This window comes from Salipiger sp., from assembly GCF_048261495.1.
GTDB lineage: Bacteria > Pseudomonadota > Alphaproteobacteria > Rhodobacterales > Rhodobacteraceae > Salipiger.
In genome coordinates, this window is record NZ_JBLXFX010000003.1 from 84,267 (window position 1) to 99,299 (window position 15,033).

Consider the following 15,033-nt stretch of genomic DNA (forward strand, 5'->3'; position numbering starts at 1 on the left):
ATGCGACCGACACGACGCACCTTCTGCGCGGGCCTGGCCGCTGTCCCGTTCCTGCGGCCCGGGGCGGCCTCTGCCGCGCCGCTTGTCCCGCTCACCGCGCGCCACGCCACGGTGCAACTCGCCCCGGAGGGCTATCCCGCAACCCCGGTCTGGAGCTATGACGGCACGCTGCCCGGCCCGCTCCTGCGCGCGGCGCAGGGCAGCCGCCTGTCGCGTCGGCTGGTGAATGCGCTGGAGGTGCCGACCTCGGTCCACTGGCACGGCATCCGCATCGACAACGCGATGGATGGCGTGTCCGGGCTGACGCAGGCGGCGGTGCCGCCGGGGGGAAGCTTCGACTATGCCTTCGATCTGCCCGATGCCGGAACCTATTGGTATCACGCGCACACCAATTCGATGGAGCAGGTCGCGCGCGGCCTTTACGGAGCGCTGATCGTGGACGAAGCCGACCCGCTCGAGGTTGACCGCGACGAGGTGCTGGTTCTCGACGATGTGCTGCTCGATCCCGAAACCGGCCGGATCGCCGAGGGCTTCGACAACCCGATGATGCGCAGCCATGCCGGGCGGCTCGGCAACCTGCTCTGTGTCAACGGGCGGTTCGAGCTGTCGCTCGCGGCGCGGCGGCAGGACCGGCTCCGCCTGCGCCTGGTCAATGCCGCCAATGCACGGATCTTCGTGCTGCGGCTCGAGGGCATGTCCGGGTGGACGGTGGCGCTCGACGGGATGCCGCTGGCGCAGCCGATTCCGGCATCCGGAGACATCGTCCTCGCCCCGGCGCAGCGGGTCGACCTGATCGTCGACGTCACCGCCGAAGCCGGGGCGCCCGCCGCACTGGTCCACCGCGCGGGCGACGGCAGTTGGCGCGCGCTGGTCGAGGTTGCGGTCTCGGCGGGGGGCACGAGCGCGGCGCGGAGTGCGCCGCCGCCGCTGCCGCCCAACCCGCGCATGACGGTCCCCGGTGCCGACTCCGCCGAACCGCGCGAGATGCGGATGCAGGGGGGTGCGATGCGGGGCATGGAATCCGCGCGCCATCAGGGCGAGCTCCTCGATTTCGCGGCCCTGATCGCGCGCGGCCAGTTCTGGGCTCTGGCGGGGCAGGCGGGGCGCGGCGATGATCCCTTCGCGCGGTACGAGCGGGGCGAGACCGCGCGCATCCGGCTGGTCAACGACACGGCCTTCGCCCATGCCATGCACCTGCACGGCATGCATTTCCGCACGCTGTTGCCGGACGGCACGCAGGGCGCGATGCGCGACACGGTGCTCATGGCCCCGGACGAGGTGACCGAGATCGCCTTCGTCGCGGACAATCCCGGCAAGTGGCTGATGCATTGCCACATGCTGGGCCACGCGGCATCCGGCATGACATCGTGGATCGAGGTGGCCTGACCGCTGCGCCCGGTCCCGCACGGTCTTGTCAGGGCGGATCTCCCCTGTATCCTCCCGTTCGGGGGAAACTCTCCCCCGTCATGTGCCAAGGGGGGCGGGGATGGCGACGGATCTGACATCGAGGCTGGCGGGCCGACTTGCCGCGCTGCGGGCCGAGCGGAACCTGACGCTGGACGGGCTGGCCGAGGCCAGCGGCGTCAGCCGCGCCGCCCTGTCGCGGATCGAGAATGCCGAGGTCAGCCCGACGGCCGAACAGATCGGACGGCTCTGCGCTGCCTACGGCATCAGCCTCGCCCGCCTCATGGTCCGGATCGAGGACGGCTTTCCCGCCCTCGTCGCGCGCGACGACCAGCCGGTGCTCCGCGACAAGGACTCCGGGCTGATCCGGCGCATCGTCTCGGCCTCGGGCCCGGCGCTGGCGGGGGAGGTGGTCGAATGCAAGCTCGACCCGGAGGTCACGGTGCTCTCCCCCGCGCCGGAGGTGCCGGGGCAGGAACACCATCTGCTCGTGCTCTCGGGCAAGCTGCGGGTCGAGTTGGAGGAAACGCCCTACGATCTCAACGCCGGGGATACGCTGCGCTATCGTCCCACCGGCCCGGTGCGCCTGTCGACGCGCAAGGCCAAGGCCGCCAAATACCTGCTGTTCCGCGTCTCGGCCTGATGGCCACGGCCGCGGCGGCGGAACAGGGGCGTCACCCCGGCCACAGGCGTGGAGACGGCGGCGCCCGCCGCCGGCGACGGCCCTGCGCGGGCGGAAGCCCGCTCCGCCGGATGCGCCGTCTCAGCAGTTGGGCACGTTGACGGCCAGCCCGCCGAGCGAGGTTTCCTTGTATTTCTCGCTCATGTCGCGGCCGGTCTGGCGCATGGTCTCGATGCAGGCATCCAGCGGTACCAGGTGGGAGCCGTCGCCGCGCAGCGCCAGCGAGGCCGCCGACACCGCCTTGATCGCCCCGAGCCCGTTGCGTTCGATGCAGGGCACCTGAACCAGTCCGCGCACCGGGTCGCAGGTCATGCCCAGGTGATGCTCCAGCGCGATCTCGGCGGCATTCTCGATCTGTTCCGGACTGCCGCCCATCACCGCGCAGAGCCCCGCCGCAGCCATGGCGGATGCGCTGCCGACCTCGGCCTGGCAACCGGCTTCGGCGCCCGAGATCGAGGCGTTGTATTTCACCAGCCCGCCGATCGCGGCGGCGGTCAGCAGGAAATCGGGGATGCGGGCGGGGCTGGCACCGGGCACGAAATCAAGCCAGTAGCGCAGGGTTGCCGGCACCACGCCCGCCGCGCCGTTGGTCGGGGCGGTCACCACCTGTCCCATCGCGGCGTTTTCCTCGTTCACGGCCATGGCGAAACAGCTCATCCAGTCGTTGATGACATGCGGCGCGGTCAGGTTGCGACCGCGCTCGGCCTTCAACTGCTCGTGAATGCCCCCGGCGCGCCGCTTCACCCGCAGCCCGCCGGGAAGCTCTCCGCCGCCGGCAAGGCCGCGCTCGATGCAGTCGTTCATCACCTCCCAGATCCGCGTCAGCCCGGCGTCGAGGGTCGCGACCGGGTGGCGCGACAGCTCGTTCCGCCGCTTCATCGCGGCGATCGACAGCCCGGATTCCGCCGCCATGTCCAGCATCTCGGCGGCCGTGCGGAAGGGAAAGGGCACGGCGGGGCCGGAATCGGTATCCTTGCCCGCCGCCAGTTCGGCCTCGGTCAGAACAAAGCCGCCGCCGACGGAATAATAGACCTCCCGCAGGATCACGTCGCCCTGCGCGTCCGTCGCCATCAGCACCATGCCGTTGGCATGGCCGGGCAGGGCCTGTTCGTAATCGAAGGCAAGGTCGGTCGCCGGATCGAAGGCCAGAGGCGACAGTCCCTCGGGCGTCACCTGTCGGTCGTCCCTGATGCGGGCCATGGCGGCATCCGCGGCGGCGGCCTCGTAACTTTCCGGGGTGACGCCCGCGAGGCCGAGAATCGTCGCGCGGTCGGTCGCGTGGCCCACCCCGGTGAAGGCGAGCGAGCCGTGCAGCGAGGCGCGCAGCCCGTGGGCCGTGAACGGCGCCTCGCGCAGCCGGTCGAGAAACCGCGCGGCGGCGACCATCGGCCCCATGGTGTGGGAGGACGACGGCCCGACGCCGATCTTGAACATGTCGAAGACAGAGAGAAACATCTTGGATCGGTCCTGATGAGGTCTGCGGCGCAGCCTAGTGGCTCCGGACGGGCGGGCAATGCCGAAAGCGGCGTCCGCCCGGCGGAAAGCGGTGTCGGGGCAACAGCGCCGGGGGTGGTCGGGCAACAAGGCGTTTCCTGCGGCGGGGCGGGTGTTCATCCCGCAATTTCGGGGCGTTTCAGCGATGCCGTATTCGTGGCTCCTGCCGGCGCTCTGCGCCGCCTTCCTTTTGGTGATGTCGCCCGCATCGGACGCGACCAAGGTTTCCGTGCCGATCGACAAGGCCATCGAGGTCTGCGGGATCTCCGGCGGCCAGGGATGGGTCGACGTGCGCATGCGGTGGTCGGTGCGCGGTCCCGGCGGCAGCCGATTCCTGCGCAAGGCCTCGATCCGCGCCGACGGTCGGAAGGTGATGACGTATCTCACCTTCTTCAACGAGCCGGGGGCGATGACGCAGGATAGCTCCCTCGTCGGAAAAACCGCGCCCTGTCCGGTCCTGACCGCCGCGCAGGGCGGGCAGGGCTGCGGATTCAAGCCCGACCGGATGCCGCTCCGGCCCCGATCCGCATTCCGCGCCCCCGGATGCGGCGGAAATGGGACTCGCGCAGAGGCGGCTTCGCGGCTATAGCAGGCCGCGATGCGCCAGGAGAGAATGACATGACCGGAGAGCTTTCGCCCATCGACAAGGCCAAGTTCGTGGCCGCCAAGCGGGCCGCCGAATTCGTCGAGGACGGCATGCGGGTCGGCCTCGGGACCGGCTCCACCGCCGCCTGGCTGGTGCGCTGCCTCGGCGAGATGGTGCGCGACGACGGTCTCCGCATCCGGGGGGTTCCGACCTCGACCCGGACCGCGGAACTGGCCCGCTCCGTGGGGATCGAGGTGATCTCGCTCGACGAGGCGCGCTGGCTCGACCTGACCATCGACGGCGCGGACGAATTCGACGCCGAGCTGAACCTCATCAAGGGCGGCGGCGGGGCGTTGCTGCAGGAAAAGATCGTCGCCACCGCGAGCGACCAGATGATCGTGATTGCCGATGCGGCGAAGGAGGTCGAGAACCTCGGTGCCTTCCCGCTGCCGGTCGAGGTCATCCCCTTCGGCTGGACCGCCACCCAGACCCTGCTGGAAGAGGCGCTGGTGTCGATGGACGTGCTCGGCCGCAAGAGCACGCTGCGGATGAACGGCGAGGCGCCCTTCGTGACGGACGAGGGCAACCACATCCTCGACCTGCACCTGTCGCGCATCGGCAACGCCCGGCAACTGGCGCTGATCCTGAACCAGATCCCCGGCGTGGTCGAGAACGGTCTCTTCATCGACATCTGCGACCAGGTGGTGATCGGCTACGGCGACGGGCGCGTCGAAGTGCGCGACATCAATGCCGGTACGGTCAGCGAGGACCGGCTGGATTTCGTCGAGGAAGACAACCTCTTCCGGGACATTTGACCGCCGCCGCGCAAAGGTGCCCGGCATGCTGATCTCGGGTCAGATGCTGGAACGGCTGCGGGACGAGATCCTCGCCCGTCCGATGGCGCCGCAGGAAACGCGGCGGATCGACGGGATGGGCAATCTCCATCTGTCCAACGTCAGCCGCGAGGATGCCCCCGCCGTGCTGGGCGAGGGCTACGCCCCCATGGTGTCGCTCGACATCCGGGGCGAGCGGTATTTCGTCTATTTCAGGGTCTGAGACGCCGGCGAACCGTCGGCTGCGACCTGCACGGTTTGCGTCCCGTTGCTCTGGCCTTCCCATGCCTGCTGTGATCTACCGTCCCCCGCAACCTGAAGGGGGTGTAGATGAGCGATTTCGACTATGATCTGTTCGTCATCGGCGGCGGCTCCGGCGGTGTCCGGGCGGCGCGGGTGGCGGCTTCGGAAACGGGGGCCAGGGTGGCCCTGGCCGAGGATGACCGCTATGGCGGCACCTGCGTGATCCGGGGATGCGTGCCCAAGAAGCTCATGGTCTTTGCCTCGGAGTTCGCCGAGGTGGCCGAGGATGCGCGCGCCTACGGCTGGTCGATGGACCGCGGCGACTTCGACTGGAGCGCCTTCAGGACCCGCCTCAACGGCGAGCTCGACCGTCTCGAAGGGGTCTACCGGTCGCTGCTGAAGAATGCCGGGGTCACGACCTACGACGCCCGCGCCGTGATCCGCGACACCCACACCGTCGAACTGTCCACGGGCGAATCCCTTACAGCCAAGCACATCCTGGTGGCGACCGGCGGGCGGCCGGTGCGCCCCGACATTCCCAATGCCGACCTCGGCATCGTGTCGGACGACATCTTCCACCTGCCCGAACTGCCGAAATCCATCCTGATCATCGGCGGCGGTTACATCGCCTGCGAATTCGCCTGCATCCTGAACGGGATGGGGGTCGAGGTGACGCAGTACTACCGCGGCGCCCAGGTGCTGCGCGGCTTCGACGAGGAGGCGCGCGGGCTGATCTCGGACGCGATGAAGGAACGCGGCATCGCGCTGCACACCGGCACCGACATCGTCGAGATGCGCTGTGCCACCGATGACGATCTCTCGGGCAAGAGCGACGGCGCCATCTCGATGGGCACGCCGATGCACGAGATCGCGGGCGACGCGCCGCAGGGCGAGAACCGCGACGGCCCGATCTGGGTCAAGGCGACCAACGGTCAGTCCGGCGTCTTCGACGCGGTGTTCTTCGCCACCGGGCGCAGCCCGAACACCGTGGACATGGGCCTCGAAGAGGTCGGCGTGAAGCTCGGCCGCAAGGGCGAGATCGTCGTGGACGAATACAGCCAGACCGCGATTCCGTCGATCTATGCAATCGGCGACGTGACCGACCGGGTGAACCTCACCCCCGTCGCGATCCGCGAGGGCATGGCCTTTGTCGAAACGGTGTTCAGGGGCAACCCCACGCCGGTCGATCATGAACTGATCCCCTCGGCGGTCTTCACCCAGCCGGAATTCGGCACGGTGGGCCTGTCCGAGGAACAGGCGGCGGAGCAGGAGGCGGTCGAGATCTACTCGACCTCCTTCCGTCCGATGCAATCGGCCTTTGCCGGACGCAGCGACCGGGTGATGATGAAACTCGTGGTGTCGAAAGAATCCCGCAAGGTGCTCGGATGTCATATCGTGGCCCCGAATGCGGGTGAAATGATCCAGTTGGCGGGCATCGCGGTCAAGATGGGCGCCACCAAGGAGGATTTCGACAGGACCGTGGCGGTGCATCCGACCATGTCCGAAGAGATCGTCACCATGCGCAAAGCCACACGCACGGCTTGAATCGCCGGAAAGAATGCACAGTTTCGGGAGCGGGACCCTGAAAAGGACAAGAGGGATAGCAATTCATGGCAGGTAACAGCGGCGGCCCCTGGGGCGGCGGTGGAAGCAACGGGGGCAACAGGCCGCCGAACGGCGAGGGCGGGGGCAACGGAAACCGTGGCGGACGCCGCGACAACGATCCGCAGATCCCGGAGATCGACGAGCTGATGAAGAAGGGCCAGGAACGCCTGCGCGTTCTCATGGGCGGTCGCGGCGGCGGCAACGGGGGCGCTCCCCGTTCCGGCGGTGGCGGCGGCGGTGGTCCGGCCTTCACCCGCGGCACGCTGGGGATAGCGGCGCTTGCCGCGGTCGGCCTCTGGGCCTTCATGAGCTTCTACACCGTGAAGCCCGAAGAGCAGTCGGTCGAACTGTTCCTCGGCAAGTACAGCTCCACCGGCAACCCCGGTCTGAACTTCGCGCCCTGGCCCTTCGTGACGGCCGAGGTGGTGAACGTGACCTCGGAACGTACCGAAACCGTCGGCTCCGGCCGGGGGAACACTTCGGACGGGCTGATGCTGACCACCGATGCCAACATCGTGGACATCGAATTCCAGGTGGTCTGGAACATCAACGACCCGGCCAAGCTTCTGTTCAACATCCGCGACCCGCAGCTGACCGTTCAGGCGGTCTCCGAGGCCGTGATGCGCGAGATCATCGCGGCGTCCAACCTCGCGCCGATCCTCAACCGCGACCGCGGCATCATCGCCGACACCGCGCTGGAACAGATCCAGGCGACGCTGGACGAATACGATTCCGGCATCTCCATCGTCCGGATCAACCTTGCCAAGGCCGACCCCCCGCGCGAGGTGATCGACGCCTTCCGCGAGGTGCAGGCCGCCGAGCAGGAGCGTGACCGCCTCGAACGTCAGGCCGATGCCTATGCCAACCGCGTCGTCGCGGAGGCCCGAGGCCAGGCCGCGCAGATCCGCGAAGAGGCCGAGGGCTATCGTGCCCGCGTCGTCAACGACGCCGTCGGCGAGGCCTCGCGCTTCTCCGCCGTGCGCGAGGAATATGCCAAGGCACCCGAAGTCACCCGCCGCCGTCTCTACATCGAGACGATGGAAAAGGTGCTCGGCGGCGTGGACAAGACGATCCTCGACAGCAGCCTGACGGAGGGCGGCAACGGCATCGTGCCCTACCTGCCGCTGAACGAGCTGAACCGCCGAAACACCACGGGGGGGAACTGATCCATGCGCAAGACAACCTACATCCTGCCGATCATCGTGATCGTGCTCGTGACCGTGCTGTCCTCGATCTTTGTCGTGGACGAACGGGAAAAGGCGCTGGTGCTGCAGTTCGGTCAGATCCGCTCGGTCAAGGAGGACCCCGGTCTCGCCTTCAAGATCCCGCTGATCCAGGAGGTCGTGACCTACGACGACCGCATCCTGTCGCTCGATACCGACACCATCGAGGTCACGCCCTCGGATGACCGCCGTCTCGTGGTCGACGCCTTCGCGCGCTACCGCATCGCCGATGTGGTCCGCTTCCGCCAGGCCGTCGGCGTCGGCGGCGTGCGCACCGCCGAGGATCGCCTCTCGGGCATCCTGAACGCGCAGATCCGCGAAGTTCTGGGTGCCGATCAGGTCACCTCCGACACCATCCTGTCGGCGGACCGCCGGGCGCTGACCAACCGCATCCGCGACCAGGCCCGCGCCGAGGCGCTGTCGCTCGGTCTCGATGTGGTGGACGTCCGCCTCAAGCAGACCAACCTGCCGACGCAGAACCTCGAAGCCACCTTCGCCCGGATGCGGGCCGAGCGTGAACGGGAAGCGGCGGACGAGATCGCCCGCGGTAACGAGGCGGCGCAGCGCGTGCGCGCGCTTGCCGACCGGACCGTGGTCGAAACCCAGTCCGAAGCCGACCGCGATGCGAACGTGACCCGAGGCGAGGCCGACGCCGAGCGCAACGGCATCTTTGCCGAAGCCTTCGGTGCCGATCCGGAGTTCTTTGCCTTCTACCGCTCGCTCCAGGCCTACGAGAACGCTCTCGGCGGGGACAATTCCTCGCTCGTGATGACGCCGGACGGCGAGTTCTTCGAGTATTTCTGGAACCAGGGCACCCAGGTGAAGCCGCCGGTGGCCGAAGAGGCCGCCGATGCGGGGGAAACGGCCCCCGCCGGTCAGCCCGCGCCTGCGCCCGCCGCTCCGGCACCGGCTCCGGCCCCCGTCGCTCCGGCACCCGCGTCGGAATGACGGCAACCGACATCGGAACGGGGATCGCCCTCGTTCTTGTCATCGAGGGGCTGGTGTACGCACTGGCCCCTTCGCTTGTCGAGCACCTGCTCGAAGCTCTGCGCGCCCTCCCGGTCGAGACGCGCCGCACCCTCGGCCTGCTGACGCTGGTCACCGGAGTCCTGATGCTCTGGGCGCTGCGGGCCTGATCCGCGCAGCCTTTCGCGGGCGACGCTGCGGCAATTAACCCTTTCGAAGCCATTTGCCGGAATGATCCCGAGTCACGGGGCGCTACCGGACTTTCACATGAGCTTGAGGCAGCGAAACCTTTTCTTTGGTGTGGCCCCGGGACGCCTATGTTAGGGTCGTTGAAGAGGAGGCAGGCGACCGTGCGGCCCACGCGCGGCCTTTCTGCGCAGCAAAGGAGTTCCAGGTGAAACCTCAAGCACTCGCAACGACGGGTGAGCGCGTACAGCCGATGCGGCTGTTCTGGCTCGCAAGCCTGTCGATGTTTCTCATCCTGTCCCAGGCGCTGATGGCGCATGCGCGCGGCGCGCCCGAAAGTTTTGCGGACCTGGCAGAGCGGATCAGCCCGTCGGTGGTGAACATCACCACCTCGACGACCGTCGCGGCGCGCTCCGGCCCGCAGGGCATCGTTCCCGAAGGCTCGCCGTTCGAGGATCTGTTCCGCGACTTCCAGGACCGCAACGGCCAGGGCGATGGCGGTCAGCCGCGCCGGTCCTCGGCGCTCGGGTCCGGCTTCGTGATTTCCGAAGACGGTTACATCGTGACCAACAACCACGTCATCGACGGCGCCGACGAGATCAGCATCGAGTTCTTCTCGGGCAAGGTCCTTCCGGCCAAGCTGGTCGGCACCGATCCCAACACGGATATCGCGCTGCTCAAGGTCGAGGGTGACGATGCGCTGCCCTTCGTGTCCTTCGGCAACTCCGACAATGCCCGCGTCGGCGACTGGGTCATGGCCATGGGCAACCCGCTCGGCCAGGGCTTTTCGGTCTCGGCCGGTATCGTTTCGGCGCGCAACCGCGCGCTGTCGGGCACCTATGACGATTACATCCAGACCGATGCCGCCATCAACCGCGGCAACTCGGGCGGGCCGCTGTTCAACATGGACGGCGACGTGATCGGCGTGAACACGGCGATCCTGTCGCCCAACGGCGGCTCCATCGGCATCGGTTTCTCGATGGCGTCGAACGTCGTCACGAAGGTGGTCGACCAGCTCAAGCAGTTCGGCGAAACCCGCCGCGGCTGGCTGGGTGTGCGCATCCAGGACGTGACCGAGGACATGGTCGAATCGCTCGGACTGGTCTCGGCCAAGGGCGCGCTGGTCTCTGACGTGCCCGAAGGTCCCGCCAAGGAATCCGGCATGCAGGCCGGTGACGTGATCGTCAGCTTCGACGGCAAGGACGTGGACGATACCCGCCAGCTGGTGCGCATCGTCGGCAACACCGAAGTGGGCAAATCGGTGCGCGTCATCGTCAACCGCGACGGCAAGAGCGAGACGCTTCTGGTGACGCTCGGTCGCCGCGAAGAGGCGGAGCGGACCTTCCCGGCGTCCCAGACCGTGCCCGAGAGCGAAGAGCCCTCCACGGTGGACATCCTCGGGCTGACCCTCAGCCCGCTGACCTCCGATCTGCGCGCCGAGATGAACCTGCCCGACAGCGCCAAGGGTCTTGCCGTGACGGCGGTCGACGAAACCTCGGAGGCCTTCGAGAAGGGCCTGCGTGCCGGGGACGTGATCACCGAAGCCGGCCAGAGCCAGGTGCTGAGCGTCGGCGACCTCGAAGACCGGATCGCCGAAGCCAGGGATGCGGGCCGCAAGTCGATGCTGCTGCTGGTGAGCCGTGGCGGCGACCCGCGCTTCGTCGCGCTGAGCGTGGAAGACACCGAACAGTAGTTCGCCGGCAACGGCAGAGAGACGGGGCGCCCTTCGGGGCGCCCTTTTTCATCGGCCGCGCGCTTGGGTCAGACGATGGTCCGGCAGCGGTCCGCGGCGGCATCGAGCGCGCGCGAGATTTCCTCCCGCGTGTTTCCTCCGGCCAGCAGCGTCAGCCCGGCGGCGGTGGTCCCGGCGTAGTCGATCATGCCGCGCAGGTGTTCGGCGGGGGTTGTTTCGTCTTCGGCCATCATGCGGCCGCCGGCGAGGAAAAGCTGGCGCACCGCGCGCAGGGCAACCTCGGGCGGCGCCCCGGCGCTTTCGGCGTGGCGGATCATGGCATCGGCGAAGAAGGCGACGAAGCCCGGCACCGGGCCGGTCATCGCGGTGAACTGGTCGATGAGCGATTCCTGCCCGATCTCGTCGGTCTCGCCGATGGCGGCGAACAGCCCGCGCGTGCGGTCGCGGTCGGCGGCGGTGCAGTCCGGGGTGGCGATCCAGGGACCGTAGGCCAGGCCGAGCGCCGCCGCCGGGCTGCTCATGGCGCGGACAAGGCGCGCGGAGCCGGTGATCCCGCCCAGGCGCTTCAGGGTGACACCGGCCATGACCGACAGCACGAGGTGGTCGGCGGCTGGCAGGACGAGCGTTGCCGTGGCTGCCGGGGGCAGGCACAGCAGCAGCGTGTTGCAGCGGGCGCAGAGATCCGCCGGATCGGTGGTGATCGCCAGCCCCGGCCGGTCGGCAAGCGCCGGACAAGTGCCGCTGCGATTGCACAGGACGAGGGTGGAGTCCTCGCAGGCCCCGGCGTCCAGCAGGCCCCGCGCGATCGCACTGCCGAGCATGCCGGTTCCGAGGATTCCGAGGGTGGGGGTGTCGGTGCGGTTCATCGCGTGCGCCCTTGTCCGGTGGTGGCCATGTCCGCGCCGGGAGGGGCGGACGGGTCCACAGTGGCGCGCGGGCCGGGCGATGTCAGCCCCGGATCCTGTCCCGCTCCACCGCCGCGAGGCCCAGCTCGCGCGCGGTGGCGAGCGAGAGCTGACCGCTCTCGAGCCCGCGTTCGGACTGGTATCTGCGGATCGCGGCGCTGGTCGGGGCGTCCATCTCGCCGGTGACATTGCCCGCGAAATACCCCCTCACGGCCAGCGCGCGCTGCAGCGAGGCGGTGAAGTCGTAGGTCATCAGGGCCGGGCAGGGCGCTTCGAAGCTGACATCCTCGCGCGGGCGCAGCACCTTGGGCGCGACGGCGCGGCGGAAGATCGGCAGATGCAGCAGGGTGCCTTCGTCGGTGACCTGCTCGTGGTAGGCCCGCTGGTCGCCGGAGACGTGTTCGTAGATCGCCGGTGTCACCTCGCGCGCCCAGCAGGTGCCGTCGGCATGCTGCACGGGCGCCGGGGCCGGGCCGACCGGGCCGGTCGTTTCGGCGCGGGACACCTCGTCGGGCTGCGGCGCGGCGCAGGCAGAGGTCAGCGCGGCGACGAGCGCGGCAACGGCGGCGGTTGGGCGGGACATCTGCTCTGAGCCTCTTGCGATTTCGGGCCTCTTGGCGCGACCTTACCCGGTTTCGCCTTCCGTGGGAAGATGTTCGGCCAGCAGCTCGTCGAGCATGTGGGAAATGTCCTCGATCTCGTCGGCGATGACATGGGTGACGCCATGCGCCCGTTCGAGCCGCCCGGTCACCCGCAGCATCCGGCCCGCGATCACCGCGCGGCGGAACCGCTGGTAGATCTTGTTCCAGACCACGACGTTGACGACGCCGGTCTCGTCCTCGAGCGTGAGGAAGATGGTGCCCCGGGCGGTGCCGGGCCGCTGGCGCAGGATGACGAGGCCGGCGACCGCGATCCGGGCGCCGGTGGGCGGCTCTTCGAGGCGCGAGGCCTGGAGGCAGGAGGGCGGGCGCGGCCAGTCGTCGGGATAGCTGCGCGGGATGTCTATGGGCATTCGGGACTCCCTTTTTCGGAACAAATGTAGAACATATGCGCCGCGCGGCCAAGGGGTCTGGTGTCCGGCGCGCGGTCTGACTAGGTAGGTCGGAACGTGAGACGATGGAGAGACGGGCGATGGCGAAGATCACCTATATCGAGTTCGGCGGCACCGAGCATGTGGTGGACGTGGCGAACGGGCTGACCGTGATGGAAGGCGCGCGGGACAACAACATTCCCGGCATCGAGGCCGATTGCGGCGGGGCCTGCGCCTGTTCGACCTGTCACGTCTACGTCGCGCCGGACTGGGTCGAGAAGCTGCCGGCCAAGGACGAGATGGAAGAGGACATGCTGGATTTCGCCTTCGAGCCGGATCCGGTGCGGTCGCGCCTGACCTGCCAGCTCAGGGTGAGCGATGCGCTCGACGGGCTGGTCGTGCAGATGCCGGAAAAGCAGATCTGAGCCGGGCGCCGCGACTCCTGTCGCGCCCGTGGCGCGGGTTTTCCCGCGGCGCATGGCTGATCCTGTGCCTGTGGCTGGCGCCGCAGGTCGCGCGGGCGGATGCGGTGGTCGCGGCGGATTATGCCGAGCCGACGACGCGCTACGATCACGCCGTCCTCGGGGATGCGATCGAGTGGGGCGCGCTGCGCCTGCGCCATGCCTCGGGTCGGGAGGTGCTGCTGCGGCTGCCCGTGCATCGTGTCTTCGAGGATCTCGCGCCGCGGCTCGTGCCGCTTGCCTCGGGCGAGGTGGCGGCGATGGTGGTGGAGAGCGACCTCGGGCGCGGGGCGCGGCTGGCGCTCTACGGGTCCGGCGGACTGATCGCGGCCGCGCCGTTCATCGGGCAGCGCCATCGCTGGCTCGCCCCGGTCGGGGCGGGCGACCTCGACGGCGACGGCCGGGTCGAACTGGCCTATGTCGATCGGCCGCACCTGGCGAAGATCCTGCGCATCTGGCGCCACGTTCCGGGCCGCGCCGCGCTGGAGGAAGTGGCCGCGACCCCGGGGTTCACCAACCACCGTATCGGCCGAGACCGGATCGAGGGCGGGTTGCGCGACTGCGGCGCCGGTCCCGAGATGATCGTGGCGCGCGCGGACTGGAGCCGTATCGCGGCGGCGCGGCTTGTCGGCGGGCGGATCGAGGCCCGCGATCTCGGGCCGTATTCGGAGCGGGACATGGCGGCGGCGCTGCAATGCCGCCCCGGCCGGGCGGCGGCCCCGAGGCCGTGATCGGCGTATTTGCAACAAGAAGAAGCGCAGGGATGCCGCGCCGGCCCCTGCGCGGCTGCAAATGGGTCTTTGCTTTCGGCGTGGCTCCGCTTACGCAGGGGGCATGAGAACCTTATTCCTCGGGGATGTGGTGGGACGCGCCGGACGGGCGGCCATCGCGGAGACCCTGCCGAAACTGCGTGAGGACTGGAAGCTGGATTTCGTCGTGGTGAACGGCGAGAACGCCTCCAGTGGTGCCGGGCTGACCGGGGCCCATGCGAAACTGTTGCTCGATGCCGGTGCGGACGTGCTGACTCTCGGGGATCATGCCTTCGACCAGAAGGACATGCTGAGTTTCATAGACGGCGAGCCGCGGGTGATCCGCCCGCTGAACTTTGCCAAGCAGGCGCCGGGGCGCGGCGCGGGGCTGTTCAAGGACCGGCGCGGGCGCAAGGTGCTGGTGACGCAGGTGCTGGGGCAGGTCTTCATGAAGCGGGCCTTCGACGATCCCTTCTCGGCGATGGATGCGACCCTGCGGGCGCATCCGCTCGGCGGGCAGGCGCAGATGATCCTGGTGGACGTGCATTGCGAGGCGACCTCGGAGAAGATGGCGATGGGGCATTTCTGCGACGGCAAGGCAAGCCTCGTGGTCGGCACGCATACCCATGTTCCGACCGGCGACGCGCAGATCCTGCCGGGCGGCACCGCCTATCTCAGCGACGCGGGCATGTGCGGGGACTACGATTCCGTCATCGGCATGGACAAGGCCGAGCCGATGCGCCGCTTCGTCACCGGCATGTCCAAGGGGCGGTTCACGCCGGCGCTCGGGGCGGCGACGCTGTCCGGTGTGCTGGTCGAGAGCGATGATCGTACCGGCAAGGCCACCCTCGTGAAGATGGTGCGCCTGGGCGGGCGGCTGGAGCAATCCGGGATCTGAGGCCGGGTGTCCGGAGCGGCGCGGGCGCGATGATGCGCCGCGCTTGCAAGAGCTTGGCCGCGCGGTCAGAATGCG

17 protein-coding genes are annotated in these 15,033 nt (G+C 68.8%); 13 read left to right on the forward strand and 4 right to left on the reverse strand.

Annotated features, from left to right (window positions below; translation table 11 throughout):
• Together ACN0RJ_RS06975 and ACN0RJ_RS06980 are read left to right on the forward strand one after the other, a co-directional pair.
• Positions 1-1,386, forward strand: coding sequence for a multicopper oxidase family protein (locus tag ACN0RJ_RS06975; protein ID WP_417723808.1), 1,386 nt, complete (start codon positions 1-3; stop codon positions 1,384-1,386).
• 100 nt (positions 1,387-1,486) lie between these two features.
• Positions 1,487-2,047, forward strand: coding sequence for a helix-turn-helix domain-containing protein (locus ACN0RJ_RS06980; protein ID WP_417719848.1), 561 nt, complete (start codon positions 1,487-1,489; stop codon positions 2,045-2,047).
• A 120-nt stretch (positions 2,048-2,167) separates the two neighbouring features.
• On the opposite strand, the gene ACN0RJ_RS06985 is transcribed toward ACN0RJ_RS06980, so the two are convergent.
• A complete protein-coding gene (locus ACN0RJ_RS06985) occupies positions 2,168-3,541 on the reverse strand; it encodes an L-serine ammonia-lyase (protein WP_417719849.1) in 1,374 nt (457 codons plus the stop codon).
• A 58-nt stretch (positions 3,542-3,599) separates the two neighbouring features.
• Between ACN0RJ_RS06985 and ACN0RJ_RS06990 the strand changes: the two genes are divergently transcribed.
• The 8 genes from ACN0RJ_RS06990 to ACN0RJ_RS07025 all read left to right on the forward strand — a co-directional run bounded on the left by ACN0RJ_RS06990 (position 3,600) and on the right by ACN0RJ_RS07025 (position 10,915).
• Positions 3,600-4,169 carry a hypothetical protein gene (locus ACN0RJ_RS06990; protein ID WP_417723809.1) on the forward strand — a complete coding sequence of 190 codons (570 nt, stop codon included), beginning with the start codon at positions 3,600-3,602 and terminating at the stop codon, positions 4,167-4,169.
• Between the two features lie 29 nt (positions 4,170-4,198).
• Positions 4,199-4,981: a ribose-5-phosphate isomerase RpiA gene (rpiA, locus tag ACN0RJ_RS06995; protein WP_417719851.1), complete on the forward strand. Its 783-nt coding sequence runs from the start codon at positions 4,199-4,201 to the stop codon at positions 4,979-4,981.
• A gap of 25 nt (positions 4,982-5,006) precedes the next feature.
• Entirely contained in the window at positions 5,007-5,222 is a 216-nt protein-coding gene (locus ACN0RJ_RS07000; RefSeq protein ID WP_417719852.1) for a hypothetical protein, read from the forward strand.
• A gap of 107 nt (positions 5,223-5,329) precedes the next feature.
• On the forward strand, positions 5,330-6,787 hold the full coding sequence (locus ACN0RJ_RS07005) for an FAD-dependent oxidoreductase (protein WP_417719853.1): 1,458 nt from the start codon (positions 5,330-5,332) through the stop codon (positions 6,785-6,787).
• Between the two features lie 65 nt (positions 6,788-6,852).
• On the forward strand, positions 6,853-8,013 hold the full coding sequence (hflK, locus tag ACN0RJ_RS07010) for an FtsH protease activity modulator HflK (RefSeq protein WP_417723810.1): 1,161 nt from the start codon (positions 6,853-6,855) through the stop codon (positions 8,011-8,013).
• A gap of 3 nt (positions 8,014-8,016) precedes the next feature.
• Positions 8,017-9,018 carry a protease modulator HflC gene (gene hflC, locus ACN0RJ_RS07015; RefSeq protein ID WP_417723811.1) on the forward strand — a complete coding sequence of 334 codons (1,002 nt, stop codon included), beginning with the start codon at positions 8,017-8,019 and terminating at the stop codon, positions 9,016-9,018.
• A complete protein-coding gene (locus tag ACN0RJ_RS07020; protein WP_417723812.1) occupies positions 9,015-9,206 on the forward strand; it encodes a DUF2065 domain-containing protein in 192 nt (63 codons plus the stop codon). Before hflC ends, ACN0RJ_RS07020 begins: the two co-directional genes overlap by 4 nt.
• Before the next feature lie 269 nt (positions 9,207-9,475).
• Positions 9,476-10,915, forward strand: a complete 1,440-nt coding sequence (locus tag ACN0RJ_RS07025; protein ID WP_417720042.1) for a DegQ family serine endoprotease — start codon at positions 9,476-9,478, stop codon at positions 10,913-10,915.
• 68 nt (positions 10,916-10,983) lie between these two features.
• Here ACN0RJ_RS07025 and ACN0RJ_RS07030 read toward each other — a convergent pair whose 3' ends face one another.
• The 3 genes from ACN0RJ_RS07030 to ACN0RJ_RS07040 all read right to left on the reverse strand — a co-directional run bounded on the left by ACN0RJ_RS07030 (position 10,984) and on the right by ACN0RJ_RS07040 (position 12,832).
• A complete protein-coding gene (locus tag ACN0RJ_RS07030; protein WP_417723813.1) occupies positions 10,984-11,781 on the reverse strand; it encodes a pyrroline-5-carboxylate reductase family protein in 798 nt (265 codons plus the stop codon).
• A gap of 82 nt (positions 11,782-11,863) precedes the next feature.
• Complete coding sequence (locus ACN0RJ_RS07035) at positions 11,864-12,403, reverse strand: peptidoglycan-binding domain-containing protein (protein ID WP_417723814.1); 540 nt, start codon at positions 12,401-12,403, stop codon at positions 11,864-11,866.
• A gap of 42 nt (positions 12,404-12,445) precedes the next feature.
• Positions 12,446-12,832 carry an OB-fold nucleic acid binding domain-containing protein gene (locus tag ACN0RJ_RS07040; RefSeq protein WP_417723815.1) on the reverse strand — a complete coding sequence of 129 codons (387 nt, stop codon included), beginning with the start codon at positions 12,830-12,832 and terminating at the stop codon, positions 12,446-12,448.
• A 119-nt stretch (positions 12,833-12,951) separates the two neighbouring features.
• Here ACN0RJ_RS07040 and ACN0RJ_RS07045 point away from each other — a divergent pair, with 119 nt between their 5' ends.
• From ACN0RJ_RS07045 to ACN0RJ_RS07055, 3 genes are all read left to right on the forward strand, one after another.
• Positions 12,952-13,275, forward strand: a complete 324-nt coding sequence (locus ACN0RJ_RS07045) for a 2Fe-2S iron-sulfur cluster-binding protein (protein WP_417719860.1) — start codon at positions 12,952-12,954, stop codon at positions 13,273-13,275.
• 104 nt (positions 13,276-13,379) lie between these two features.
• Positions 13,380-14,042 (forward strand): VCBS repeat-containing protein, encoded by a 663-nt coding sequence (locus tag ACN0RJ_RS07050; protein WP_417723816.1) that lies wholly within the window; start codon positions 13,380-13,382, stop codon positions 14,040-14,042.
• A 103-nt stretch (positions 14,043-14,145) separates the two neighbouring features.
• A complete protein-coding gene (locus ACN0RJ_RS07055) occupies positions 14,146-14,958 on the forward strand; it encodes a TIGR00282 family metallophosphoesterase (protein ID WP_417719862.1) in 813 nt (270 codons plus the stop codon).
• The last annotated feature ends 75 nt before the right edge of the window (positions 14,959-15,033 follow it).